We start from the raw sequence: 24389 nt of genomic DNA on the forward strand, positions 1-24389 counted from the left end.
TTTGGTGGTCAAGCGCATCAATACTATAGGTAAAAAATGCGCAGGATTTTAAAGCGATTTTGAACACCCTACCCAAAGGGGTGTATTATATACATACCCTTAATGACCTCATGCGCTTATTTTGCGCATGAGGCATTAAGGGGTATCATATACTTACTCATCCACGTGGGGCTTCCGTCGTTGCTCGTTTCGACGAACAGGGCAATGCGAAGGCCTTCAGAATGTGGAACGAGCGGCAGACTGGCTCCACGTTTCTTATTTTTGTATATATGCCAGTTAGAATCGTTATCAACTCTGTGGTAGCCAAGAGTCAAAATTCGTCGAACTATGGCTATTGCATTAAGACATCCAATTGCAGCAAAAGTTAATGATAGAGCAAGTTTTTTACGCACTCTTTTAGAGGAATATCCAAGATTCTTGAATGAATGGGAGAATAGCACAGAGGAAGAATTTGCACAAACAGCTAAAGACAATGCTGATGGTGACAAAGAAACAGAGTCTACAATATATTCTTCGCTTTGTTCTGCATTTAATGATAATGCAGATAGAATGAATATATTTTATCAGTCGGTTTTCTTGATGTGCTATTCATATTATGAGAGTTGTGTAGCGCAACTAAGCAAAAACACGAAGACTAAAGAAGCCATACAAGCGATATGTAAGTCTAAGAATATCTCATTGTCAGAAGAGTCTCTCAATGCTATTGACTACTTGCAAAATGACATAAATGACTTGAGAAACAATATTTGTCATAATAATTTTGGAACATACCGTAAGACAAATTCTCTAAAAAGGCTGTCAGAACTTAATATTGGTTTTGATTATGATGACAATACTTTGATTTTTACAGATTCAAAGCTAATAATAGATGCTTTGGATAAGATGCATATGGTCCTACATGAATTGTGCGAAAAGCTGGGATATAAAACTAAATTTATTGGAAAGTAAAATTTCGTATTCGCAAATAGAATTGTTAACAATCTTATTATTAATCAAATGAAACATTATTTATTATTATTGTTTTGTATTTTTACTTCTATTTCTTGCATTAGTCAAGTTAAAATAATAATGGAGAAACATGGCAACGTATATTACATTCCAGGCAAAGTGAATGGACTTCCTATGAAATTCATTTTTGATACGGGAGCAAGTAATGTGTGTCTATCTTTGACAGAAGCTATCTTCATGTTGAAGAATGGATACATCAAAGAATCAGACCTTGGTGATAAAAGTTTTTCCCAAATAGCAGATGGTAATATCGTGGAGAACACAAAAGTTATTCTTCGCAATATCGAGATTGGAGGTATCACAATAAATAATGTAGCTGCCGTCATTACAAATAGTCTTGATGCTCCATTGTTGTTAGGCCAATCAGCCATCCAAAAGTTGGGACCAATTCAGCTTGATGGCAATATGCTTGTCATTGCTAATGGTAAGAATTTTCCATCAGAAGAAATGGCAATGAAGCTATATAAACAAGCTTACCAACAAGTGGAAGCAAAAGAATACAACAAAGCCATTGAAAGTTCGTTGGAGGGTATAAAAAACACGAACGATACAAAATTACTTGCTTCACTATATGACAATTTGGGAACTGCATATTATTTAAACGGCGACAAAGAAAAGGCAATAGAAAGCCTGAACCATGCTTTGGAGAACGACATGAATAATGTTCAAGCAAGGTATAATCTCGGCGTATATAGTTATGAAATGGGACTACTGGGACAAGCTTTGCGAGCCTTTAAATTGGTGACATCCAATCCTAACAGCAATAATACAGATTATCTTCCTGCGGCATATGCCTATTTAGGAGAAATACAGGGACTACAAGGATGCTATAAGGAAGGAGAAGAAAACTTCTTAAAAAGTATCCAGTTGCATCCAAGTTCAATGGCATATTTGGGATTGGCAGACCTTTATGGTGCGAAAAACGATTTTGCGAAAGCAGCAGAATATTATAAAAAAGGAATAGAGTATGAACCCAACCGCCCAAGCAACATAAAGCGCTATCATCAACTTGGAATGTGCTTATTTTTTGAAAATAGAACGAATGAAGCATACAATGCGTTCAACAAATGTATACAAACGTCTGTTTTGTACCATGATGTAATGAGTAAGTTAATAAATGAAAATGATAGCATAACTATACAACTTGCTTCGTTCTCCTTAAACGCAGGATTATGGGCAGCAAGGACTGCCCCCAGTGCAGCTGAATCGATAAAAAGGTATACTTTATTTATTGATACAAATAGAGAAAATGAACTCATTCGTGATGACTATTTTTTGCTGGCTAGCGCATATACATCATGTAAAGAGAAGGAGAAAGCTATTTACATATTAAATAAAGGGTTGGAAAAATATAATGACGATTCAGAATTGCTCTTTGCGAAATCATTTTGTTGTCAGCATTGGCAAGAAAAAATAGATATACTAAGAAAAGTGCTAAATAATGAGTATAGATATGAACCTAGAAATTTTGATTATGGAACAGTGTATAACAATATAGCATGGGAGTATTGTCTTCAAGAAAAATATAACGAAGGATTACCATATTCATTAAAAGCCATACAAAGAAATCCAGAACATGGCTACATTTGGGAAACCCTTGGGGAAATCTATTTTAACCTTGGAAAATATCAAGAATGTATAGATGCTATGACAAAATGCATCAAATGCAATGATACATCGCAATATAAATCAGCCTACAGATTTAGAGGACAAGCTTATATCCAGATAGGAAAATCTAAGGAGGGTAAAGCAGATATAAATAAATCTCAAAATATGTAATAGTATGAACAACAGAATTACGATAACAAATATAGCCAGATATTATGTAACAATAATATTTGTATTTATAACAACCTTGTGCAGCGCAAGAGGAAATGAACCTGGAAACAATCTTGGTAAGACAATTAGTGAATTACGTCAAGTATTTCCAAATGCACGTTATGTGCGTACTGAAGTTAAGGGCGACTTCTATACTGATGGCGAAGATCCATCAGAGGGATTAAGTTGTTTTTTCTACTTGAAGAACAATAGGGTTATTGAAGAGTGCATGATTATACAGAGTAATGATGGTTTCCCCAAGATGGTATACGACCAATGGATAAAAACATTCTCTAAGTATATGCAAGTTGCCGCGTTTGGAGATGGAGTTAACCATATGTGTTTTTCTACATTTTCTACGCATATAATGTTCTTTGCAGAGTATGGCAAAAACACAGCCTTATTGGTTTACCAAGCAGGTGGAGTTAATAATGGTATTACATATAACGATTTTATGAACAAATGGAGCAAATGAGATATATAAAAAAAACACTGCAAATATCTTTATTTATGATTGCTTTTCTTACAATGCAGTCATGCTATACCACTCAACTTGTTGATAGGTATGTGTCTGTTATAAACGATTTAAACGATAAATACATAGGTAAAACAAAAGAGTATATTATAGAAAACTTTCCAGTCTCTCCAACTGATGTTAAACGTTTAGACAATCAATATGAAATACTTATATTTGAAAGATACCGAAATCAACTTGTTGGTTATGGTATAACAAAATTCCTTTTAAAAAATGGGGTATGTTATAAAATAGAAACGAATGAATACAAATTAGAACAGCGATTAGAAAAAGTAAGCATTTTTTGATTGACCTATTATTGTTTTAGAGTCTGTCAATAGGCAATATGCATTCTTAGTATTCAATATCAAAATAGTATGGGGTGACTTTAAAATCACCCCATAATCCACTTACTTTTCTATGCCCGATGCAACAAAATATACAATCGAAATGACTGTATAAAGGAAACACGGCAAGAATATCCAAAGAAAAGCCTTCACCCAACCATTTGACAACCACACACCTTCATTTCTTAACATCATATTAGACATGTCATAGAAATGGCGAGTAAGGATTTCCTTATTTGCCTTTCGGTGGTCTTCAAGAAGTTTGGACTCATCGCCAATGAGTTTCTTTCTGTCATCTGTCAGTTTCTCAATGTCGGCATTCAAGGCTATATTCTTGTTGATGACATCCAGACAGTTCTGAGTAATCTCTTGCGCAAACTTAGAAAGGAAGGAAAGATTAGCAACACTACTATAGCTGGCAATAAATCAACTTGGGCGCTTGTAAATGGCTAAAATTTACAAGCGCTTACAAGGTTTTACACGCGGTTTTTACTTGCAATAGAGGATGTACGCATAACGTAAGTGCCTGATTATCTGGATTTATTGTTATACAGTGAGAGCTTGTAAGAAACAGAAAAATTCCGCAAGGTTTCCGTGTGCACAACTATCATAGACAAAGACATCGTATGGTATGGCGCTATAAATACTCTTGGCTATGCCAACAGAAGAGGACAATGTGATAAAAGTGGTAGACAACAAACTTTCCAATGAATTATTAGACATTCTGCTCACTTCCTAAATTCTGCGTAAACAATGCGTAAACCAACTGTTTGAGTTGGGGATGTTTACGTTGTGATATTCTCTGAAACTCCCCATCATTCCATAAGATGTTATAAGAAGAGTGGATTTTGTTTGGGTTTTAATGAGTAATTCCAAAGAATACTTTTGTACAATAATCAAAAATATACATGCCAGATGCGGTTATTTCAGCTAAAAGTTCTATATTTGCCATCGAAAGATGGGATTTTACTCAGTCCGTTGAGTAAAATTACTCAGCCGACTGAGTAAAATTACTCATTATGCTGAGTAAAACAACTTGAAGCATGCTGCATAGCTCTATATTCAATAGGACTTACACCATATTTCCGCTTAAAGGCTGTGCAGAGAATGCTGTCAGAATCCAAATCTCATCGGCAATTATAGCCTATTACCTCGTTGCTATCGTACAACATGATTTAACTGTCGTTGTCAACAGACAATGTGGGTGATTTTCGTTTAGGGAATTAACCCCATTGCTTTGGCAACCTTTCAGGCTTCTATGGCATTGCGACTTTTAGTTTCTGTAAAATGTTCTGGCGGTGCCTATGAGGTTCATCCGGAATATAGAGTGATTTGATTGTAACGACACAAGGCTACAACTAACGACACCAGTGAATATGTCCATTTACGATCGTGAAACTAATGTCTTTAGTGGAGTCTATAAGCATCTTTGCGAGCACGCTTACAAAGAAACTTCCTATACTTTGCAGTTTTAAACTTCTTGTCAATAATCATGGTCCCAATAAAGATGTCTGCGATGATGACGAGCAATAAAGTCTATATTACGTGTAAAAATAAACTTGCCCAATTCACTGGGATAGTTACCACTTAGATCACCATCCTGCAACATGTTGTTCTCAAGCAGATAATGGAGAAACTCAGGGTGCATGGCCCCCGTATTGATTAATGCATCCATAGTTTCCTTTTGCAATGTACGTGCGTCACATTTTCTATAGTATGGGTTGTAACTGCATTTTATCACATGAATAATATTAGGTGCAAAAATAATTCCTGCTTTCTCAGATATAAAGCCTACTTGTGGACCACTTGGCAAATGATGGCAAACCTCTGTCATATCCAATTCTGGCGAAATCTTAGTCAACCATTCTTTCAGTTCATTAGTGTCCTTAAAGAATGCAAGACGCTTCTCTTCCGCCCGTTTCATATATAAAGGATAGGCATGTTCGTAAGAGTTTCTTAATTCAGCCTGACGCTCGTGCATCTTGTCATACACCTCTTTCTTCGAGTTGAACAACACACCATTGATTTCCCAATCATTATCAGCATACTTCACAAGTGCTGTACAAATATATGAACCTTTAATGAAAACATCAGGATAAACATTCTTCAATTTGTACACTTCGTCCTTCGAGCTCTTCAGCACAGCATTTCCCGAATCCACATCAGAAACCTCAAATATATCCTGCTGACAATACTTAAGATTCCTCAGTTTTTCAGACTCCTCTTGCATGCAATTTTCTAAATACATATCTGCCAGCCACAGATGAGGCATCTCTGCCATTGGTCCTATCTCGCAATTCAAAGAGAAAGCCGTTTCAGCATAGTACATAGCTTCACCTTTACTAAACTGTCCTAAATACAAATCCAAATATTCCTCAAACCTATCTTCAGATAAAGGAGAGCAGAGCAGGTAGGAGCGACGAAGCCATATTAGCACATGCTTCAACTTGAAATAATCATTGGCCGTATCTGAGTTGTATATAAAATCATACAAAGAATCGTTCACATCAACCTCATCATCCTCGGTAAGTATATCCATAATAATATTTGCCGCATCCTCACCCATAGCTAAAGGATTGAGAAAGCGGTCGTCAAAATTTCTGGACAACACAAGCCATACCAACAGTTCTACTTCTTTGGCATTCACATCATTCTTATCAGGAACATGGGAATCAAAGAAAGGCAAAGAGTGTGTATATGCGAGCGAGTGCTTATGTACAAAGGCGTTCCATAACCCGATATCAGACATCTTGTCCTCATAGTAAATTGCCACATTAATGGCAATCTCTTTCTTCAGTTTATCTGCATCAGGCAAACTGATGTCCATATTCTTTATTCTATCATAAATACGATTTGCTACATCCACATACATGGGGCATGGCTGAATTCCAACCGGATAGTACGGAGAGAGATCATATGGAAATATTGTTCGTTTCATTTTATATTATGGTTGCAAGTGAGTATTTTATATAGTGGAAACACCATTGCGGTCATGGCTTGCCTTAAATGCATAAGGCAATGGCAAAAATAATGGCTTTCTCATACATCGCCAAATAAATGTAATATTTTTTGAGTCTATTTAACCATCATACTTTTTATAGAAACACAAACTTAACTTGAAAACGAGTCGTACATTATCTAATACAAGGGAAAAGTGGCAATATTGCTTTTGCCCTTACAAGGCGTTTGCTTTGATTCATTTGCATTATTCCAATATCGCTGACCCGGCACCATTTTGCTGTGAAGCCTCATTGTTTTGTTTTACGTGTTTGCCGAAGCCGAACACATAAGAAGCGCCCAATTTTACATAGCAATGACTATCCACTCCATAACCAGACTGCTTGCGGTCGAAATACCTGCTGTACATCTCATTGCTTGAATTCTTCCAGCTCCATGTGAATGGATTTGCAATCTGGGCCAATACATTCCATGATGAGTTTCCCCATCCTATACTCAAGGAGTAGGTTTCTTTATGTTTAGTCCATAATCCATTTATTTCACTTCCCGGTGCACTCTTATCTGAGAAATATTGAGCACCTATATTCCATCCACCGAAATACCAATAAGCTTGCAGCGAGTAGTTCACATCTACATGATCCGAGTTGAAAGGTTCGCCGTTATGGCAGAAAGGCATTGCTATTTGTCCTGCAATCTGCAATCTGTTTTGTAGCAGCCTCACTCGTCCGTAGGCTCCCGTTGTCAATGATGTGAAACCGCCCATAGGCTGTTCTATTGTTCGTAATATTCCGGTTGAGGATGGAGTATATACAAAGGCGTATCGGTCGCGTACCGACCATGCAGTGGCATAGACTGAAAAGCTGATACTGTTGTTCGGTATGCAGGTGTAAGTTATGCCATAGTCGAAACTCTTGTAGGGCTTAAGGGCAGGATTGCCGGTATAGCTCATCAACGGGTTTGACTGTACGACAGCCTCACTACGGTAAGACGAGAGTGGCACGGAGGTCATGTAGTGAAATACGGCTGAGATATAATTCTTTCCGTTGAACGAGTACTGAACCGATGCGTCTGCCCAAGGTTGGGTGGAATGTTCGATGGTTTGTCTATACTTCGAGTGGTCGTAATTGTATCCCACACCTAAATATATATAGTATTTATTCTTTGAAAATGAATAACCCAATCCCGGACCTATACGGTATGTAGTGAGTCGGTCGTACATGTCTGTAGTTCCTGAATATCTTGTCGAAGCTCTGTAAAACAGACCCTGACAGAAGATCTTCAGGTTTCCATAGTTGCCGAACGAGTGGTTGAACTGCAGTCTGGCGCGGACGGAATGAGAATCGTCCTCGGCATAATTGGGAAATTCAGCAGTCCCTTCTCTATAAAGGTTTGATTGCCGAGAATGGGTATATGAGTAGACGGGGTAGAAGTTGATTGTATTTCTCTTTCCCAGGATGAAATTCCAGTTGCCCGAATATGACAGAGAGTTCTGACGCATGGCTTCGTTCTTGTCGAAACTGATCAAGTCTATATTGTCGGGATAAATGCCGACAGTTCCCGTCGTGTTATTGATAGGCGTATGGTCGAAAGCTGCTCCGACAATGTTGCTGATAGTGATTTTATCGGTATTGTAGACAACTTTCAGGGTAGGCCACAATAATCTGTTGTGTCTATCGGCAGCTATGACCGATTCTGTCCGTCTGAATGTCTTTTCCGAGCCGTCATTCTGAGGAAGTCGGTAGGTCTCGAAGCTTTCTGCGAAATCATGTGTCGATTTACTATACGAAGCTCCCAATCCCAAATCAAAGGTGAATCTCTTTGACTGGAATTTACCAAAAAGGTTAATCTGACCGTCATTGGCTATAAAGCGTTCCGAGCCTAAAGTCTTTAAATAACCTCCATATTCATACCGTTTCATGACAAAGTTCACGACATGTGCATTACCAAGAAATCTTGGGTCGGATGGATAGTCGTAATATTCAACCTTTTTGACATCAGTAGTCCTCATGTTCTTTAAATCGTCTGTAGAAGCAGGAAGCCAGTCGATGAACACTCCCACAGACTTGTTGCTTACGGTGTTAATCTTTGTACCTGCTCCAAGTGCCAACTGAGGAATAGCCATGCGGTTAAGCAAATCTATTCCGCTTTGTGAAGCATTTTTCTGTTTTAAAGTAGGAAAATATGTTGAGACAGAGGCTGATATGTTTTGTTGATCAGCCTCAACCACTACCTCCTTTAATTGTATTGATAAAGAGTCGTTTGTTTTTACTTGTGCATCAAGAGTAAGGCAAAAACTTATACTGCAGAATAGCAAAAGCACTGTTTTGGTTAAGAGATATTTCATAAGCATTCTAAATTTTGTTTCAATCTAATATCTTCCTTTTGGGATGGTTTATTAGACTAACGTAAAAGGTATAGAATTATGAATGGTTATTAACTGTTTTTAAGTGTAATGAATCTAACAGTTCTCTTTAAAAATCGTATTTTTGCCATTAACAAAGACAAATGGTATTTCCGATAACAATAAGTGTGATATGTTATGAAGAAACTGATAGCTTTTTTAATATTCTTGTTGGCAGCAATGCAGGGGGCAACGGCGCAAGAAGTGCTGGGGCAGCAAATACCATTGCCTTTAGCTGATGACTATAAAAATACGGAGTTCCATCCTGTCGCGCCTTCCTACTCGGACATTCTAATGATGAAGGCGTTGTCTTCTTCCGAACTTCTTGCCATGCCTATAACACCACTTACGCCTATGCCGTTCGCTACAGAGCCACCGCTTGCCTACAAATATGACGCAAGCCATTCAGGGGCGATGTCGACAAAGATTTCAAAAGACTTGAAGTTTACTGCCGTTGGAACATACCGCAGTTACATAGGACTGATGGATGTGCAGTCGGTAAGTGGCAACATGCAATATAGCTTTGGAGCAATTAATATGCAGGGTGCGCTTATTGCCAACCGCTATCACTACTATAGGGGCATCATCTCGCAATACGGCATATCAGGACAGATAGTCTATAGCTTCAACCCAAATCTTTCAGCCACCATCTTTGGCACCTATTATAATACCAATCCATTCATCAGTATGGCGGCATTTCCATTCGTGCCTACAACAAGCTATGGTGGATATATGACCGTTGGCAACAACAGTTTCTATATGAACCTTGGCGTTGAACGCCGCTACAATACGTTCGAACACAAAATGGAGACAGTGCCTATCATTTCTCCTGCTTTCAAGATATCAAATAAAGTAACCATTGAACTGCCATTGGGCGACCTCGTGAAGCATGTTGTTGAGGATGTGGTTATGAAAAATCGCTGAACAGTAGGCTAATCGTATAAACAAGCTATTCCTATTTTGCTCAATATGAATGAGTGAAGTCCGGCTTCCTCCTACAGCGTGAACTTATATCCCGCCGTAATATACACAGCATGGTTGCGTGCCGAAGGTGAGTCGACCGTGGTGACCCAAGGGTCGTTTGACTTCAGGTTTATGGCCTTTCTGAATTCGAAGCAATATGAGGCGTCGAGGGTGATGTGCCGCCATTCATAGCTCAGGCCAAAGGGAATGCCAGCCACGATGTTGCGGAAGATGCTTTTCACACTCTCCGACTTCTTCTCCTTGTACGTCTCCCATAGATACATTGATGATGTGCCGTCGCCGAGATTCATGGTGCGAATGCTTTGTATGGTTATCTTGTCCTTTGCCGAGACGAGCAAGCCAGCCTGCACACCGATATGGGCTGCCAGTCCCTTCACGCCCGGGAAGTAAGCTTTTATCTGCAGAGGCACGGATACGTAAGTCACATCAAGTTTTTCATTTGCAGATGCGTATTTCTCTTTCTGCTCCTTGAATCTGGTGCCTATAAGACTGAAGTCGGCTCCCGTCGTCAGCGAGTAATACTGCGACAGTGGTATCTCCACGCTTGCTCCAAACGTGTATCCTGCTTTCCATTCCTTTGATGCTGTAAGTGCAGAGCCGTCCATCTTGGATATGGTTACACCTGCATGTGGAATGATTGACACACGGTGACCTTCGTTCTGAGCCGATGCCCACATAGGCAGCAGCGATATGACAACGGCAGATATGATATTTTTTATAGTGTTCATTTTCTTTTGTAAGTATATATTTCAGTTGTATTACACTGTTTACAGGTGAGCTTCATTTTGTCTTCTGTCTTGTCGCTGACGGTCCAGGTTTCTGTATAAAAACATTCGGGTATAATGAGTGCATTGATGTCTCCGGATTTAGTTATGTTTTCACCGTCCATTGTGAACCATTGGTCTAAGACAACAGTTCCAAATCTGTCCCATTTGTACGTTTTATGGTTATCCATAAAAGCGAGAGTATGGTAGAACAGCGAATTCCAACTGTCGTCATTCTGAGTGTCCATATCCGTGATACAGTTGCCATCCACAATGTAAGTATAGTGTGTGGTTACCCACTTGCCCAAGATGTATTCGGGCACAGGTTTCTTCATTATCTCGTCAGCCCGCAACATCTCTTCGGGCACGTCTTTCTTCACAAAGTGTTCCACACTATTATTATTGTCGCCATTGGCAAAGGCAAGCAATGAATTGTTACCCACGGCATACACATTCCAATTGGTTCCTGATGAGAGAATTGTGCAGTTGTCGTCGTCAAGTTCCACCTTAGCCGAATGATACTGCACGGTATGATGATAAGTCCCACTCCATATCTGTGATATGTCGGAGATATTGCCTTCTTCGTCTACGTAGAATCCACAGCCAGTCTCATTGTCCTGTTCCCAATAGCCCGTGAAGTCGGTCATGTTGAATCCCGACATCTTCATTCCTTCAAGTTCGCTTATCATCTTGTCGCCATCGCCAGGCAGCGACGTGAGTCTGTAGAAAGGCACCACAGATGTCTTGCCGTTATAGGCGAGATACATCTTTTGGTCGTCGTTTCCTGCCACGGTCACGTTGTAGTATTTGTCGTAGTCTTTTGGTAGTTGCATCTCATAGTGGTTGCCGTTCACACTCCACTTGCCCGTCTTGTATCCCAATTTATAAGGATTGTCAGTGACGCTGGTGTACATCCATTCTGTCACAGTATTGTCATTATGTACTACAATGCCTTGAATGGCACCGTCGCCATTTATGTCCTCACCTGCTATCTGCCAATAGCCAGTGATTGGCACATTGATGTCGGGTGATACTTTGGGGACTGTAAATGCTTGGTCGTCGCTGCATGATGTCAGCATAATGATGGCAAACAAGCATAATGAAAGGGTTGTGAAACAAACGTGTTTCATGATTTTGTGTATTTAGTTGTTAATATATTGCAAAACGCTACAAAGGTATAAATTTTACCTTTCCTCTCAACGCTCCTTCTCCAACTGTTTCAATAAAAACTCCTCCAACGTCTTCTTGTCGGGCAGCTGAAGCATATATGTAGACACGAAGAGTTGGTTGTCCATACCGGCAAGGGCATACTCCACCATTTTCTTTCCCTTGCGTGTGCAAAGGAGGATACCGATAGGAGGGTTGTCGCCGGGTTGCATCTCGTTCTCGCGGTAATGTGATACGTATGCGTTTAGCTGTCCGAAGTTCTCATAAGAGAATTCCTCGTTCTTTAATTCGATGATTACTCCGCAATGCAGAATGCGATTGTAGAACACAAGGTCGGGATAATAATACTCGTCGTCAATGATAATACGCTTTTGTCGAGACTCAAAGCAGAAACCCTTGCCAAGTTCAAGAATGAACTCTTGCAAATGACTGATGAGAGCTTCCTCCAAGTCATGCTCGTCAACTATATCCTGTGCCTTAAGTCCAAGAAACTCGAATGTGAAAGGCTGACGTATCTGCAACTCTGCGGAATCATGGCCTTGCACGGAAGGCAGCGACAATAGTTTGTCGGGATTGGCGCTTATACCAGCCCTAACGTATAGGTTTGTGCTTATCTGACGACGAAGCTCACGAACAGACCATGTACACTTGATGCACTCCTGCTCGTAGAAGTAGCGGGCGAGAGGGTCGTTGAGAGTCATAATCTCACGTAAATGAGTAAAAGACAAGTGAGAGATAATAGTTTTGCCTGGTGTTACAAATTGGTGCATCACTGTCGCACTTTTTTGTTTTCCAAAATCATCAGATACAGTTCGAAAAATATTAAGAGGTAGATTATCCGACATTTGTGGATAGAGTCTATAGAACTTTCTTGCCCATTTGAACAAAGTAGTTGTCATTCCCTTCCTATTCACTCTCTCCTCCAACTTCTTCAGCAGCTTCGCCCCATACTCAGCCCTATCCTTACCATTCTGTTCATATTCCACTATATAATATCCTATGAGCCAGTTGCGCATTGTCTGCATACGGTTTATCGCTTTGACAGCAGAAGAGAGGGCAGCATCGTGAGTTGTCTGAATTATGGAAGTCAAGTCGCCAAAGGAGTGAAGCGTGTTGCTCCAATCCTCAAAAGGAAGTTCCATGCCGTCATGGGTGTATGTTGATATTTCTTTCGCCATAATGTAGTAATTGTTTAGATTTTTACAAAGTTATAAAATGTAACTCATAATCAACAATACAATCTTCTAAAAAATCATAGAATTTAGGTATTGTGTAGTAGTTAAAACCGAGCTAATTTTGCAGCGGTGATAAGACCAAAACTTTAACCATAAATTTCTAAATAAAAACAACTGAAGATTATGAAGAAGACTGTAATCATCTATGGCACAAGCACCGGTACTTGTGAAGACTTGGCTGGCAGAATAGGAGCCAAATTGGGCGTAGACAACATCATCAACGTCACCGACCTTGACGACAGCGTTATTGCCGACAACGACAACCTGATTCTCGGCACATCAACATGGGGCGCAGGCGAGATGCAGGACGACTGGTATGATGGCATTAAGACGCTCAAGAATGCCAACCTTGAGGGCAAGACTGTGGCTCTTTTCGGCTGCGGCGACTCTGAGTCTTATCCCGACACTTTCGTGGGTGGAATGGCTGAGATATACAATGCTGTAAAGAAGGCTGGTGCCAACGTAATTGGAGCCGTGTCTACTGACGGCTATACATTCGACGACTCAGAATCGGTGGTTGACGGAAAGTTTGTGGGTCTGGCTCTCGACGAAGTCAACGAGGACAACAAGACCGATGAGCGTATCGACGCTTGGGTGGCTGAAATACAGCCTAATCTCTAACACACATATATTTGTTCTTACACTCACATTTTAATATCTCAAGTTTTCAATCATGCAGCAATCCACAGCATTACCCATAGACATGAAGGTTCTGATGAACCATATCTACGAATATCAGAAGGGAGTGCGCCGTATGGTGCTCTTCACTTTCAATAAGAAATATGAGGACTTTGCCATACGTAGACTGGAAAGCCAAAACATCAAATATGTCATCCAGCCAGTTGGCAACGAACGCCTGAATCTTTACTTCGGCAGGGAGGAGTGTCTTAATGCCATACGAATGATTGTGACACGTCCTCTCAACCAGCTCACTCCCGAAGAGGATTTCATGCTCGGTGCAATGCTCGGTTATGACATCTGTGCGCAATGCGAGAGATACTGTGAGCGTAAGGACAAATGCAACTGTAGTTGTAATTGCAACTGATTCAAGTGTTCAGAAACTCTTTTATCTGTGGAAGAAGCGATATAGCTTTTTCCTTTCCTGCTTCATATACCCTCCTCATCTTGTCCTCTTTAAGACTGAGTCTGCCAATGTCAAGTCTTTCGTCGGGACAGATGAGGAAAGTGTCGCCTTTCTTAAATTCAGAATGTATATAATCCAGTTGGTCGTTGTACATGATATGTCGTCTTGACATCAGTTCCGCCACCTTTGGATATTCCTTCAGAAACATCTTCATTGCCAGTCCTACATGTGCCTTCTTCTTGTAGTAGTCGGCTGGTTGTGTCAGAATCACCACATTTTTTCTGTATCCTTTAGCTTGAATGAACTTCAAGGGTATGCTGTCGGTTATTCCTCCGTCAAGATAGTGTCGTCCGTCAATCTCTACCGGACGCGCAAATATCGGCATTGAGGCAGAAGCCTGCATCCATCTCAATCCGATACCGTCGGCATCGTCTATCTCATGATATACGGGCAGGCCCTCGTCTATGTCTGTACACACGGCATAGAACTTCATGGGATTCTCCCGGTAAGCCTGGAAATCCATCGGGTCGTACTCGTATGGCAGCAGATGGTAGGAGAAATGCTCGTTGACATAGTTGCCAGTACGGAACAACGACCTCCAGCTCATATATTCCGGATTGTCCTTGAATCTGATATTGTATCTCAAGGCTCTGCCAGGCTGGTTGGACTTGTAGTTGCAGCCGAACAAAACTCCAGCCGAAACGCCTACTGCGGCATCAAACTTGATGCCGTTCTGCATAAAGACATCAAGTACACCGCTTGTGAACATAGCCCTCAAGCCTCCTCCTTCAAGAACAAGACCTATGGAAGACGCAGAGGGTGGTGTGGTGTTATATTCCTTTGTCATCTTTTATTCTTCCTTTTATTTTAATTGATGTCCACAAAGTTATAGAAAATTATTTACAATCCACAATAATTTTCCTTTTGGGATTTAACTGAATGAACTCCGAATAACAATATTTCTGTGAAAGTTCACAAAGTTGTGGTCCACGACTTTGTGAACTTTATTTTTTTCTTTAACTTTGCAATAGTAATAATGACTGAAAGTTATGGAAAAAGCTTTTGTATATGGTATGTCGGTAGGTGGCAACAACTTCACCGACCGAATTGAAGAAACCAAGCGCATCAAGCTTGATTTTGAAAATGGCATCAATGTTATTCTCATTTCTCCACGACGCATGGGAAAAACTTCGCTTATAAAAAAAGTTATTTCGGAGATAGACAATCCGATGCTTAAAATCGTATATATGGATATATATGACTGCCGTAGTGAATACGATTTCTATAATCGATTTGCCGAAACTATAATGAAATCCACTGGCAATCATCTGGAGCAAGTGATGGAGAACATTAAGCGTTTCTTGGTTAGAATTTCGCCAAAGCTGTCATTTAGTCCAGAACCTAATTCTGAGTTTTCTGTTTCATTGGGAATAACGCCAAAGGATTATTCTCCAGAAGAAATCTTGGATCTTCCAGAACGTATAGCTAAGGAACAGGGCATCAGACTTGTGGTATGTATTGATGAGTTTCAGCAGATAGGGGAGTTTCCCGATTCGCTGACTATACAAAAACGACTGCGTGGTGTTTGGCAGCACCATCAGAATGTGTCTTATTGTTTCTTTGGCAGCAAGAAGCATCTGATGGAGAACATTTTCCAAAGTCGTCGCATGCCTTTCTATCAGTTTGGCGAAATGCTACATCTCAAGTGCATTCCAACGGAATATTGGGTGCCTTTTATTTGTTCTCGATTTGAGAAGTTTGGCAAGAAGATAAGCGAAGAGTATGCCCGCAGAATCTGTCAAGAAGTTAGGAACTATTCCTCTTATGTGCAGCAACTTGCATGGAACGTGATGGCTGAAACGGAGAATGAGGTTGATGAGGAGAGTTTCACAGAAGGTCTGAAGGCCTTGTTGGAGCAAAACAGCAGTCTCTTTATACAACAGACGGAGGGGCTTACTACCTATCAACTCAACTTTATTCGTCTTTTGTGTAATGGCATTCATTCTGGATTTACCACTCAATCGGTCGCTGAGTCATATCCCCTTGGCAGCAAGTCGAATGTCGACCGCATAAAGAAAAGTCTGATAGACAAAGAGATTATTACTATTGAGAAGGATGGCGTATATCTTGCGGATTGTGTGTTTGAACTATGGTTTAAAAGAGAAATGATGTAGCTGGTAGCATAAGTAGCGTTGTTTTTAGGGATTTTCCCCTCAACTAATAGGGAATTTTCTCCATTCTGTCCGATATGAATAAGCTACTTTTGCAAGCATAAAAAAATAAAGCAAACAATAACTTTCAATAAAACGAATATTGCTTATGAAGAGAAATGAATGGATGGCAATTATAGTCACAAGCTTTATGATGTTAGCGGTATGCCTCTCGGCATCGGCAAAGGTGAATAAGACGGTGGAGCGAGGTATGACCAAGCAGGAGGTTATAGCCATACTGGGACAGCCGAAGCTCACGAGCTTCGACGCTTACGGCGACAAGTGGGAGTACTACAAGATGAATGTCTTAACAGGCGAGAGCAAGCGCATCGTCGTAGGCTTTGACCTTAACGGTAGGGTAGTGGCTTATGAAACTAAATTTTGGGATGACAACACTAATAGCGAAATCGGAAGCTGCAATCAGCGACCTACTCTTCCTCCATCTGGAGTAGGTCCTGACGGTCCGATTTATTACGGCTACTGTCTCGACGACGCCTCCTTCAGCCGACTGTACAACAAGGTGAAGAATGCAAACTTCGACGACAACAAGTTCGACCTGATAGAGGTGGCAAGTCTCGGCTGTTACTATTCATGTGCCCAGACAGCCCGCATGATGAGGCTCTTTACGTTCGGCGACAAGCAACTCAGAGTGCTCCGCATGATGGCTCCACATATTGTAGACCCGCAGAACGCCACTGACATCTACAATGTGTTGACATTCGACAGCGAGAAATCAAAGGCAGGAGAGATTATAAGAAATTCAAGACAGTAATAAAAAAAGTAGCGGAGGCCTCATACCTCCGCTACTTTTTTTATCCTGCAACACACATATACAGAGCGAACATCCAGTGGGCACTGATGGCTGCTACGAGTCCGCCGCAGAAATGCGCCATGATGGCTTTGGGTGTAAGGTCGCGATAGCCGATGGAGTCGAGCATGGCGGTATGGGTGCTGAGGAATCCGCTCCAGCACATACCGATGGCCGTGAATACGGCTATGGCATTGCCGTCAATCCATCCGTGAGTGATGAATCCCGGAATCAGACTGAGGGCTGCACCTACCGCTCCGAGAGCAGTAATCGGGAAGGCTACGAGGTGCGGGTCGTGGAATCCGAACAGCCACTCGAATACGAAGTCAATCTTATTGGCAAGCCAAGGCAGCAGTTCTACGCCCTGATAGGCAGCGCCGTTGTACGTTCCGTCCACAGCCGGACCGAACGTAAATATCATCACAAAGGTAGAGATGATGAGCACGCCGGGGATGATGGCAATGCCCACCTCTACACCGCTGCGTCCGCCGTCGAGCATAGCGTTGAGCAGACGGATGAATACGGTCTTCTCGGTCTTCTTGTCTTCCTCCTCTTCTTCCTTTATATCTTCCTTCGATACGGCATCCTCAACGGCATATTGCGGATAGGCCTTGAGCACGAAGCGCTGCATCAGCCGTGTGGAGCATACGCATCCGCAGCACGCTCCTACAAGTCCTATGAGCGGGGCGACGTAATATCCCTGGCTTGCCATGAACACTATGACGAGCAGTCCCATTCCGAATGCCGTGCCGAAGTTGGTGAGCGATATGAACTGGTACTTCTTGAAGTAGCTTGCAAAGCGCTTGTCGTTGGCAAGCGAGATGATGGCGGGATTGTCCGATAGGAATGTCATCACGGCGCCCAACGATGTCACGCCGGGCAGATTGAATATAGGGCGCATCAGCGGACGCAGCGTGCGCTCAAGCAAAGCCACCACGCCAAACTCCACAAACACTCTGCCCAGGGCACCCGTTATCACACATATACTCATCAGATAGAACACGGTGTTGAGCAAAAGGTCGTGGGCTGTCTTCATGATTGTGTTGAGCATGTTGGGTACGCCCATTATTATGCCCAGATAGCCGAACAAGACTATTACTGACGCGATGCACCACACTCCGCTCGGAATGAGTGTCTTGCTTTTTTGATTGTTCTTACTCATAGTTCATAAATTATTAACCATTGTCCATTAACTTCACGAGCGAAGCGAGTTATCTTCCTATAACTTCCAATAACTTCTTTCGCTTGCGAAACTTAGGTTATTTGCTTTTCCACGACAGCAGATGCAGTTTGGCTATGAATGCCAGTCGCACAGTAGTCTGATTGTCTTTCATTGTTCCGGCAGGGTTGGTGTTGGTGCCGGTAGAGTGCGATACGGCAAGGCTTACACGCACGTCGGGCTTGCCCTTTGTGGGGAAGTATTCCAATCCACCGCCGTAGGCAGTCATCTCAGTGCCCGGCAACACACACTTGTCAGCTTCGGTGTCGGTGCGGTTCACGTCGTAAGCGAACTTGCCGAACAGTCCGAGATGCGGAATAAGACGGTAGTCGAGGCGCGCCATCACCGAACAGTCCTTGAAGAAGTAAGTCTGATGGCTTGCCGCACGGTTCATAAAGTCGAGTTCCAGAGAAGCATTGCCTGCGTTGAATTTGTTGCCGAGGGCAATGTACGAGATAAATTTACCGGGCATATACTCAATCATATTTGCCGAATAGAGAGTGTTGAGCCAGCCATAGTTGCCTGCCCAGTGCAGATGATAAGCCATCATGTCGCGGTTGGCAGGAGTGTTGAATAGGCTTTGTGTCACCTGACCGGTGAAACGGCTCTTGCCGTTGGTGGTAGTATATGTAGCGCTGGCGCCAAACTGGAACGGAGCGATGTTGTTCCAGAATTCCGAAGCGAGGTATATGTCGATAGGGCAGCGGTCGTACTCATATCCGCCTACCATAGCCACCTGCTTACCGGCTGCTACGTTCCAGTGGTTGCTCAGCTTATAGTCGAGATATACCCAGTCGGTGCCGTCAAATCGGTCGTTTTCGTTCTTCTTTTGGTTGATGCGCTGACGCCAAGAGTAGGTGAGGCGGTCGGTAATCTGTCCGCTTACGCTGAACATAAAGTAGTCGCCTTTGAATCCCGAGGCATCGTGGCGTATCTGGTGGTCGACGCGGTCGTTAAGATAACTCACGCGAGTCTGAAGGTCGATGTTTACGCTGGGCTTGAATTCGCCATCGGCAAGCGATGGTGTTGCCACACTGAGCAAACCCGCAATGAGGACATGGTATGGTCTCATATAATGAATAATTAGTTTAATAGATTTTGGGTTATTATTAACATTGCAAAAGTAATAAATAAATTTGATTTGTCAGAAATATCTTGTAATTTTGTGATATAAATAATAAATTACCGTATCTAACCAATTTACTATGACACAGAAGATCTTAAAATTGCTATTGTTCTTATTATCGTTCAGCGCTGCGGCTTCAGCCCAATTCGTAGGGTTTGAGGACCGGATTCCGCAAAACTTCAAATGCACGAATCCCCAGGAACTCACCCTTTCTACAGCCTATTATAAGGAAGGTGCGAAGAGCTTGGAATGGAATTTCACACCAGGCAGCGTGATTGACGTTGCTGCTGAAAAACCCTTCGCTGCGAACGACGCTGGCGGCATAATGTTATGGATATACAACGAGCGGCAGCAAAGCGACTCGTTGCGATTCGAATTCTACGCCCCCAACGGCGACGTATCTTATCGGTTTGCTTTCCGCCTTTATTCTGCCGGATGGCGTGCCTGCTGGATTGGCTTCAAAAACATGCAGGGCGACAAGAAGAACCATAACGTTGCCGGCTACCGCATCATTGCTCCCGAGCGCAAGGGTAGGGTATATCTCGACCGCCTCACCTTCCCAGTGAAGAAGATAAACGACCGCACCACTCCCGACCTTCAGATGCCCAGCAACAATTCGCTGACCTATCGCGACCTCTGGCACTGGTGCCGTGTGTGGCAGTGGGAACAGTACAAGTACGACATTCCTTTGGCCAAGCAGCTGACAGCCGACGAGAAGCAAGACCTCGCAACTGTTGAAAAGCGACTCACTGAGGCTCTCAACGTGCGCGTAGCTCCAAAGAAACAGGTAGAGAAAGCTTACGCTACATTCAAGAAAGTGAATATACGCAAGAGCGGCGACGGCTTCACCGGTGCTCCGATTGTAGCCCCCGATGAACTCAATCGCAAGAATGGCGAGATAACTCTCAATGATGTTGAGGACATGCTTGCAGGTTTTGCTCTTGACGCCTATTGCAATCACTCGGCTGAGGCATCCAATAATTACTTCCTCGTTTGGGACTATGCCATCAATCAGGGATTCGCCTTCGGCAGCGGAATGGGCACCAACCATCACTACGGCTATCAGATTCGCCGCGTGTACAACACCGCATGGCTCATGCGCGATGCTATATGGCGTTCGAAGAATCGCGACAACATACTCTCGGCACTCATCTTCTGGTCGGCATTGCAGGAGACTCGCGTCCCTGCCAAAGCAGGACGTGACGAGCTGCTCGACTCGTGGCACACTCTGCTCATGGCAAAGACCGTATCGTCTTTGCTTATGGTCAATCCGTGCGAACGTGCCCGTGCCCTTGCCGGACTGACACGTTGGCTCAGCGGAACACTTCAGTATACTCCCGGAACAATAGGCGGCATCAAGGTCGACGGCACCACCTTCCATCATGGCGGTTTCTATCCTGCCTACACTACGGGCGTGCTTGCCATGATAGGCCAGTACATCTCGCTCACCAACCATACTCGTTACGTGCCTACGGTTGAGGCTCGTCAGGTGCTGAAGCAGGCTTTCCTCTCAATGCGCAATTACAGCAACATGTACGAGTGGGGCGTAGGCATCAGTGGCCGCCATCCGTTCGGCTCGTCGATGAAGGACGACGACATAGCCTCGTTTGCATATCTGGCACTTGCCGGCGACCTCTCGGGCGAAGGCAACAAGTTCGACCATCATCTTGCAGCCGACTATCTGCGCCTCTGCAAGAAGAACACTCCCGAAGCTGCCTACTTCCGTAAGGAGGGCATCAAGCCTGCCAAGGCTCCGCAGGGATTCTTCGTGTACAACTACGGTTCGGCAGGCATCTTCCGCCGCAGCGACTGGATGGTGACGCTGAAGGGCTACACCACCGACGTGTGGGGTTCGGAGATATACAAGAAGGACAACCGCTACGGCCGCTACCAGAGCTACGGCTCGGTACAGATTATGGGCTATCCGTCGCGTAAGGCGAGCGGTTTTGACGAGAATGGTTGGGACTGGAACCGCCTGCCCGGTACCACTACCATTCATCTGCCGTTCGATATGCTCGACAGTCCGCTTCCCGGCACTACTATGGCACACAGCAAGGAGAACTTCTCCGGAACGAGTTCGCTTGAGGGAATGAACGGTATGTTTGCCATGAAGCTAATGGAGCGCAAGATGAAGAACTTCACTCCCGACTTCGTAGCACGTAAGTCGGTGTTCTGTTTCGACAACCGTATGGTTTGTCTCGGCACCGGCATCAACAATAGCAATGCCTCTTATCCTACCGAGACCACTCTCTTCCAGAGCACATTCACTAAGGGCAAGAGCGACATTTATGTTGACGGTAAGCTGAAGGATGCCGCTTTCAGCATGGAGCTGAACGACGGCAAGGCACACTGCATTCAGGACGGCTACAACAACTACTACATCTTCAATTCAGGCGACGTCCGTGTGCAGATAGCCGAGCAGGAGTCGTGCCACGAGAAGACCCGCAAGCCAACTCAAGGAACGTTTGCCTCGGCATATATCAACCACGGTGTGTCGCCCAAGGATGCCTCATACGAATATCTGGTACTCGTACAGCCCACCAAGCAGGAACTTGACGCTGCCCGCAGCAAGGCGCCTTATCAGATACTCTGCAAGGACAACACTGCCCACGTTGTGACGGACAAGCTCACGGGTATCACAGCCTACGCTGCCTTCGACACCTATCAGCCGCAAGGCGACAAGCTGTTCAGTCTGATCCCTGCCGAGACAATGGTGATGCAGAAGGCTTCGGACAAGGGTGTCGTGATGAGCGTGTGCGACCCTAACCTGAATATCTCGGAGAAGACATTCACCACTAAGGAACCAAGCCGACCCATCGTGAAGAAGATTGTGATGAAGGGCAAGTGGAACCTGGCACAGCCTAACGACAAGGTAAAGGTACAGACCACAGCCACGGAGACAACTCTCACTGTGACTTGCCAGCACGGTCAGCCGGTGGAGTTTAGGATGATTAAGGGATAAAGCCCTACCCTGGAAGCCCCTCCCCGTAGGGAGAGGAGTGATGTGCTATGCAGGAGGTAAGGCACTAATAAAATGGAAAGGCTGACTCCGATTTCCATTGCATTCTACGCCCCGTAACGGGGTGAGTGATTTCAAGTTCGGCGGCATTCAGATACATTCTGGGTGCCGCCGTTCCGCGTCCATACAGCGGGTCGCCGAGTATCGGGGTGGCGAGTCCGAGAGGGTGGGCACAGTGTACGCGCAACTGATGTGTGCGCCCCGTGTGGGGAAATAGCCATACGAGGGTGCGATGGTTTTGTGTGCTTACGACACGATATGTGGTGACCGACGGTTTGCCATGCTCCATGTCGACACGTTGGCGCGGACGATCCGTTATGTCGGGCATCAGGGGCAGACTGATGGTGCCCTGCTGCAAGGCAGGAACGCCGTCGAGCACAGCCTCGTAGCGCTTGGCTGCGGTGCGGCAGGCAAACTGCTGCTGCAAGGAATGATAGGCTTCGAGGGTACGGGCTACAACCATCAGTCCGCTGGTGTCGCGGTCGAGCCGGTGCACCATTATCGGATTGCCGTCATACTGGTGCCAACGCTGGCGCATTATCGACTCTACGCTCTCCACATTGTCCTTGCCCGGCACCGAGAGCATGCCTGCCGGCTTGTCGACAACGCATATTGCGTCGTCCTCATACACTATCTTCAGCTCTTCCGATGCGGTCGCTGTGAGCGGATTGGGTTCTACGTCGAGCCCCTGAAGCATGTGCGTCAGTATGGGCAGACACTTTGAACGGCATGCGGGATAATAGCTCAGATGATGGCGTATCTCCTGCCGTGGCGACTCGCCCCACCAGAATTCAGCCATGCACACGGGCTGTAGTCCGTGGCTGTAGGCATACTGCAACAGTTTGGGTGCGCAGCAGTCGCCAGCCCCGGCTGGTGGAATGCCGTGTGTGGTGGTGCTGAATATGTCGATGAGGTTGCGCTCTTCGCCACGCGCGTTGAGCATGCGGTATTGCATGAAGAGCCACCGTTGCAGTTCGTCGCTCATGCTGCGGCGGCGCTGTCGCAATGCAGCTATGCGCTCGTCGTATTGAAATGTAAGGGCATGGGCAGCCGAGAGTTCCATGTCGAGACGTTGTTTCAGTCGGCGCAGGTCGGCTTTCAGCGTCTGGCTCTCGCGCGTCATGGCAGCCGTTTCAGCCTCGCTGATGTGCACGAGTCCTGCCTGGGCATCGCTGCGACGGCGGTCGCGCTCAGCCTTGGCGCTTGCTATGTGCTGCTTCATGGCAGCAATACGGTCGGCAGCCTTCTGTCGCAGCGCCGCTTCTTCGGCTTTGACACGCTTGTATTCATCCGAATGGCGTATGCAGTCTATCTCTCTGTTGATGTCGGATATGCTGCGTTCGGTCACCTTAAAGTGTCCGTCGGGCTGTTGGGCATCGAATACGGGTGGCACAAAGTAAGCCCAGTCGTTGCGTCCGGCAAGCAATCCGGAGTAAGCGGCAATAAATCCTAACTCGCAACTCCTAACTCCTAATTCGTAATTCCTAACTCCTAATTCGTATCTCACCACCAGTACACCGAACATTTTGCCACAACTCGTCTCGCCCTGCCATACGCCCGACTCGACGATGTGGTGCTCGACTTCGGCGGCGGCAAGGCGGCATAGCGGATGCGGCTCGTAGCAAAACGGGAAGGTGAACTGGTGGGGTGGCTGTATGTCGGTATTTAAATGATGTACGATTTTATTCATAGTGACAAGTAGACGAGTAGACGAGTAGACATGCTTT

General features: G+C 44.2%; 20 protein-coding genes. 11 read left to right on the top strand and 9 right to left on the bottom strand.

Annotated elements, in window-relative coordinates; translation table 11 throughout:
• Nucleotides 1–327 precede the first annotated feature (327 nt).
• The 5 genes from I6E38_RS01550 (at nt 328) to I6E38_RS01570 (ending at nt 4140) form a co-directional block, all read left to right on the top strand.
• On the top strand, nt 328–948 hold the full coding sequence (locus I6E38_RS01550; RefSeq protein WP_235392343.1) for a hypothetical protein: 621 nt from the start codon (nt 328–330) through the stop codon (nt 946–948).
• A 48-nt stretch (nt 949–996) separates the two neighbouring features.
• Nucleotides 997–2787: a tetratricopeptide repeat protein gene (locus I6E38_RS01555; RefSeq protein WP_235392344.1), complete on the top strand. Its 1791-nt coding sequence runs from the start codon at nt 997–999 to the stop codon at nt 2785–2787.
• A gap of 4 nt (nt 2788–2791) precedes the next feature.
• Nucleotides 2792–3301, top strand: coding sequence for a hypothetical protein (locus I6E38_RS01560; RefSeq protein ID WP_235392345.1), 510 nt, complete (start codon nt 2792–2794; stop codon nt 3299–3301).
• Nucleotides 3298–3648 (top strand): hypothetical protein, encoded by a 351-nt coding sequence (locus tag I6E38_RS01565; protein WP_158214790.1) that lies wholly within the window; start codon nt 3298–3300, stop codon nt 3646–3648. The genes I6E38_RS01560 and I6E38_RS01565 overlap by 4 nt, the downstream gene beginning before the upstream one ends.
• Nucleotides 3649–3900: 252 nt before the next feature.
• Nucleotides 3901–4140 (top strand): hypothetical protein, encoded by a 240-nt coding sequence (locus I6E38_RS01570; RefSeq protein WP_235392346.1) that lies wholly within the window; start codon nt 3901–3903, stop codon nt 4138–4140.
• 1030 nt (nt 4141–5170) lie between these two features.
• On the opposite strand, the gene I6E38_RS01575 is transcribed toward I6E38_RS01570, so the two are convergent.
• Both I6E38_RS01575 and I6E38_RS01580 read right to left on the bottom strand, forming a co-directional pair.
• On the bottom strand, nt 5171–6625 hold the full coding sequence (locus I6E38_RS01575) for a DUF3843 family protein (protein ID WP_235392347.1): 1455 nt from the start codon (nt 6623–6625) through the stop codon (nt 5171–5173).
• Between the two features lie 267 nt (nt 6626–6892).
• Nucleotides 6893–8767: a TonB-dependent receptor gene (locus tag I6E38_RS01580; protein WP_235392348.1), complete on the bottom strand. Its 1875-nt coding sequence runs from the start codon at nt 8765–8767 to the stop codon at nt 6893–6895.
• A gap of 417 nt (nt 8768–9184) precedes the next feature.
• On the opposite strand from I6E38_RS01580, the gene I6E38_RS01585 reads away from it, so the two are divergent.
• Nucleotides 9185–9970 (top strand): hypothetical protein, encoded by a 786-nt coding sequence (locus I6E38_RS01585; RefSeq protein ID WP_235392349.1) that lies wholly within the window; start codon nt 9185–9187, stop codon nt 9968–9970.
• 71 nt (nt 9971–10041) lie between these two features.
• On the opposite strand, the gene I6E38_RS01590 is transcribed toward I6E38_RS01585, so the two are convergent.
• From I6E38_RS01590 to I6E38_RS01600, 3 genes are all read right to left on the bottom strand, one after another.
• Entirely contained in the window at nt 10042–10758 is a 717-nt protein-coding gene (locus I6E38_RS01590) for a porin family protein (protein ID WP_235392350.1), read from the bottom strand.
• Nucleotides 10755–11873, bottom strand: coding sequence for a hypothetical protein (locus I6E38_RS01595; RefSeq protein ID WP_235392351.1), 1119 nt, complete (start codon nt 11871–11873; stop codon nt 10755–10757). The genes I6E38_RS01590 and I6E38_RS01595 overlap by 4 nt, the downstream gene beginning before the upstream one ends.
• A gap of 117 nt (nt 11874–11990) precedes the next feature.
• Nucleotides 11991–13139: a PDDEXK nuclease domain-containing protein gene (locus I6E38_RS01600; protein WP_235392352.1), complete on the bottom strand. Its 1149-nt coding sequence runs from the start codon at nt 13137–13139 to the stop codon at nt 11991–11993.
• A 180-nt stretch (nt 13140–13319) separates the two neighbouring features.
• Between I6E38_RS01600 and fldA the strand changes: the two genes are divergently transcribed.
• Both fldA and I6E38_RS01610 read left to right on the top strand, forming a co-directional pair.
• Nucleotides 13320–13817: a flavodoxin FldA gene (gene fldA, locus I6E38_RS01605; protein ID WP_235392353.1), complete on the top strand. Its 498-nt coding sequence runs from the start codon at nt 13320–13322 to the stop codon at nt 13815–13817.
• 52 nt (nt 13818–13869) lie between these two features.
• Complete coding sequence (locus tag I6E38_RS01610; protein WP_235392354.1) at nt 13870–14241, top strand: DUF2023 family protein; 372 nt, start codon at nt 13870–13872, stop codon at nt 14239–14241.
• A 1-nt stretch (nt 14242) separates the two neighbouring features.
• Here I6E38_RS01610 and I6E38_RS15385 read toward each other — a convergent pair whose 3' ends face one another.
• Nucleotides 14243–15127, bottom strand: a complete 885-nt coding sequence (locus tag I6E38_RS15385; protein ID WP_303645737.1) for a patatin-like phospholipase family protein — start codon at nt 15125–15127, stop codon at nt 14243–14245.
• 202 nt (nt 15128–15329) lie between these two features.
• Here I6E38_RS15385 and I6E38_RS01620 point away from each other — a divergent pair, with 202 nt between their 5' ends.
• The gene (locus I6E38_RS01620) at nt 15330–16454 is read left to right on the top strand and encodes an AAA family ATPase (RefSeq protein ID WP_235392355.1); all 1125 of its coding nucleotides are present in this window, start codon (nt 15330–15332) and stop codon (nt 16452–16454) included.
• A gap of 145 nt (nt 16455–16599) precedes the next feature.
• Nucleotides 16600–17262 carry a DUF4476 domain-containing protein gene (locus tag I6E38_RS01625; RefSeq protein WP_235392356.1) on the top strand — a complete coding sequence of 221 codons (663 nt, stop codon included), beginning with the start codon at nt 16600–16602 and terminating at the stop codon, nt 17260–17262.
• Between the two features lie 40 nt (nt 17263–17302).
• On the opposite strand, the gene I6E38_RS01630 is transcribed toward I6E38_RS01625, so the two are convergent.
• Both I6E38_RS01630 and I6E38_RS01635 read right to left on the bottom strand, forming a co-directional pair.
• Nucleotides 17303–18460: a CD0519/CD1768 family membrane protein gene (locus tag I6E38_RS01630; RefSeq protein ID WP_235392357.1), complete on the bottom strand. Its 1158-nt coding sequence runs from the start codon at nt 18458–18460 to the stop codon at nt 17303–17305.
• Between the two features lie 97 nt (nt 18461–18557).
• On the bottom strand, nt 18558–19589 hold the full coding sequence (locus I6E38_RS01635; RefSeq protein ID WP_235392358.1) for a porin: 1032 nt from the start codon (nt 19587–19589) through the stop codon (nt 18558–18560).
• 133 nt (nt 19590–19722) lie between these two features.
• Between I6E38_RS01635 and I6E38_RS01640 the strand changes: the two genes are divergently transcribed.
• Nucleotides 19723–22605: a chondroitinase family polysaccharide lyase gene (locus I6E38_RS01640; RefSeq protein ID WP_235392359.1), complete on the top strand. Its 2883-nt coding sequence runs from the start codon at nt 19723–19725 to the stop codon at nt 22603–22605.
• A 64-nt stretch (nt 22606–22669) separates the two neighbouring features.
• On the opposite strand, the gene I6E38_RS01645 is transcribed toward I6E38_RS01640, so the two are convergent.
• Nucleotides 22670–24352, bottom strand: a complete 1683-nt coding sequence (locus I6E38_RS01645; protein ID WP_235392360.1) for an RluA family pseudouridine synthase — start codon at nt 24350–24352, stop codon at nt 22670–22672.
• Nucleotides 24353–24389 lie beyond the last annotated feature (37 nt).

This window comes from Leyella stercorea, assembly GCF_021531355.1.
Classification (GTDB): domain Bacteria; phylum Bacteroidota; class Bacteroidia; order Bacteroidales; family Bacteroidaceae; genus Prevotella.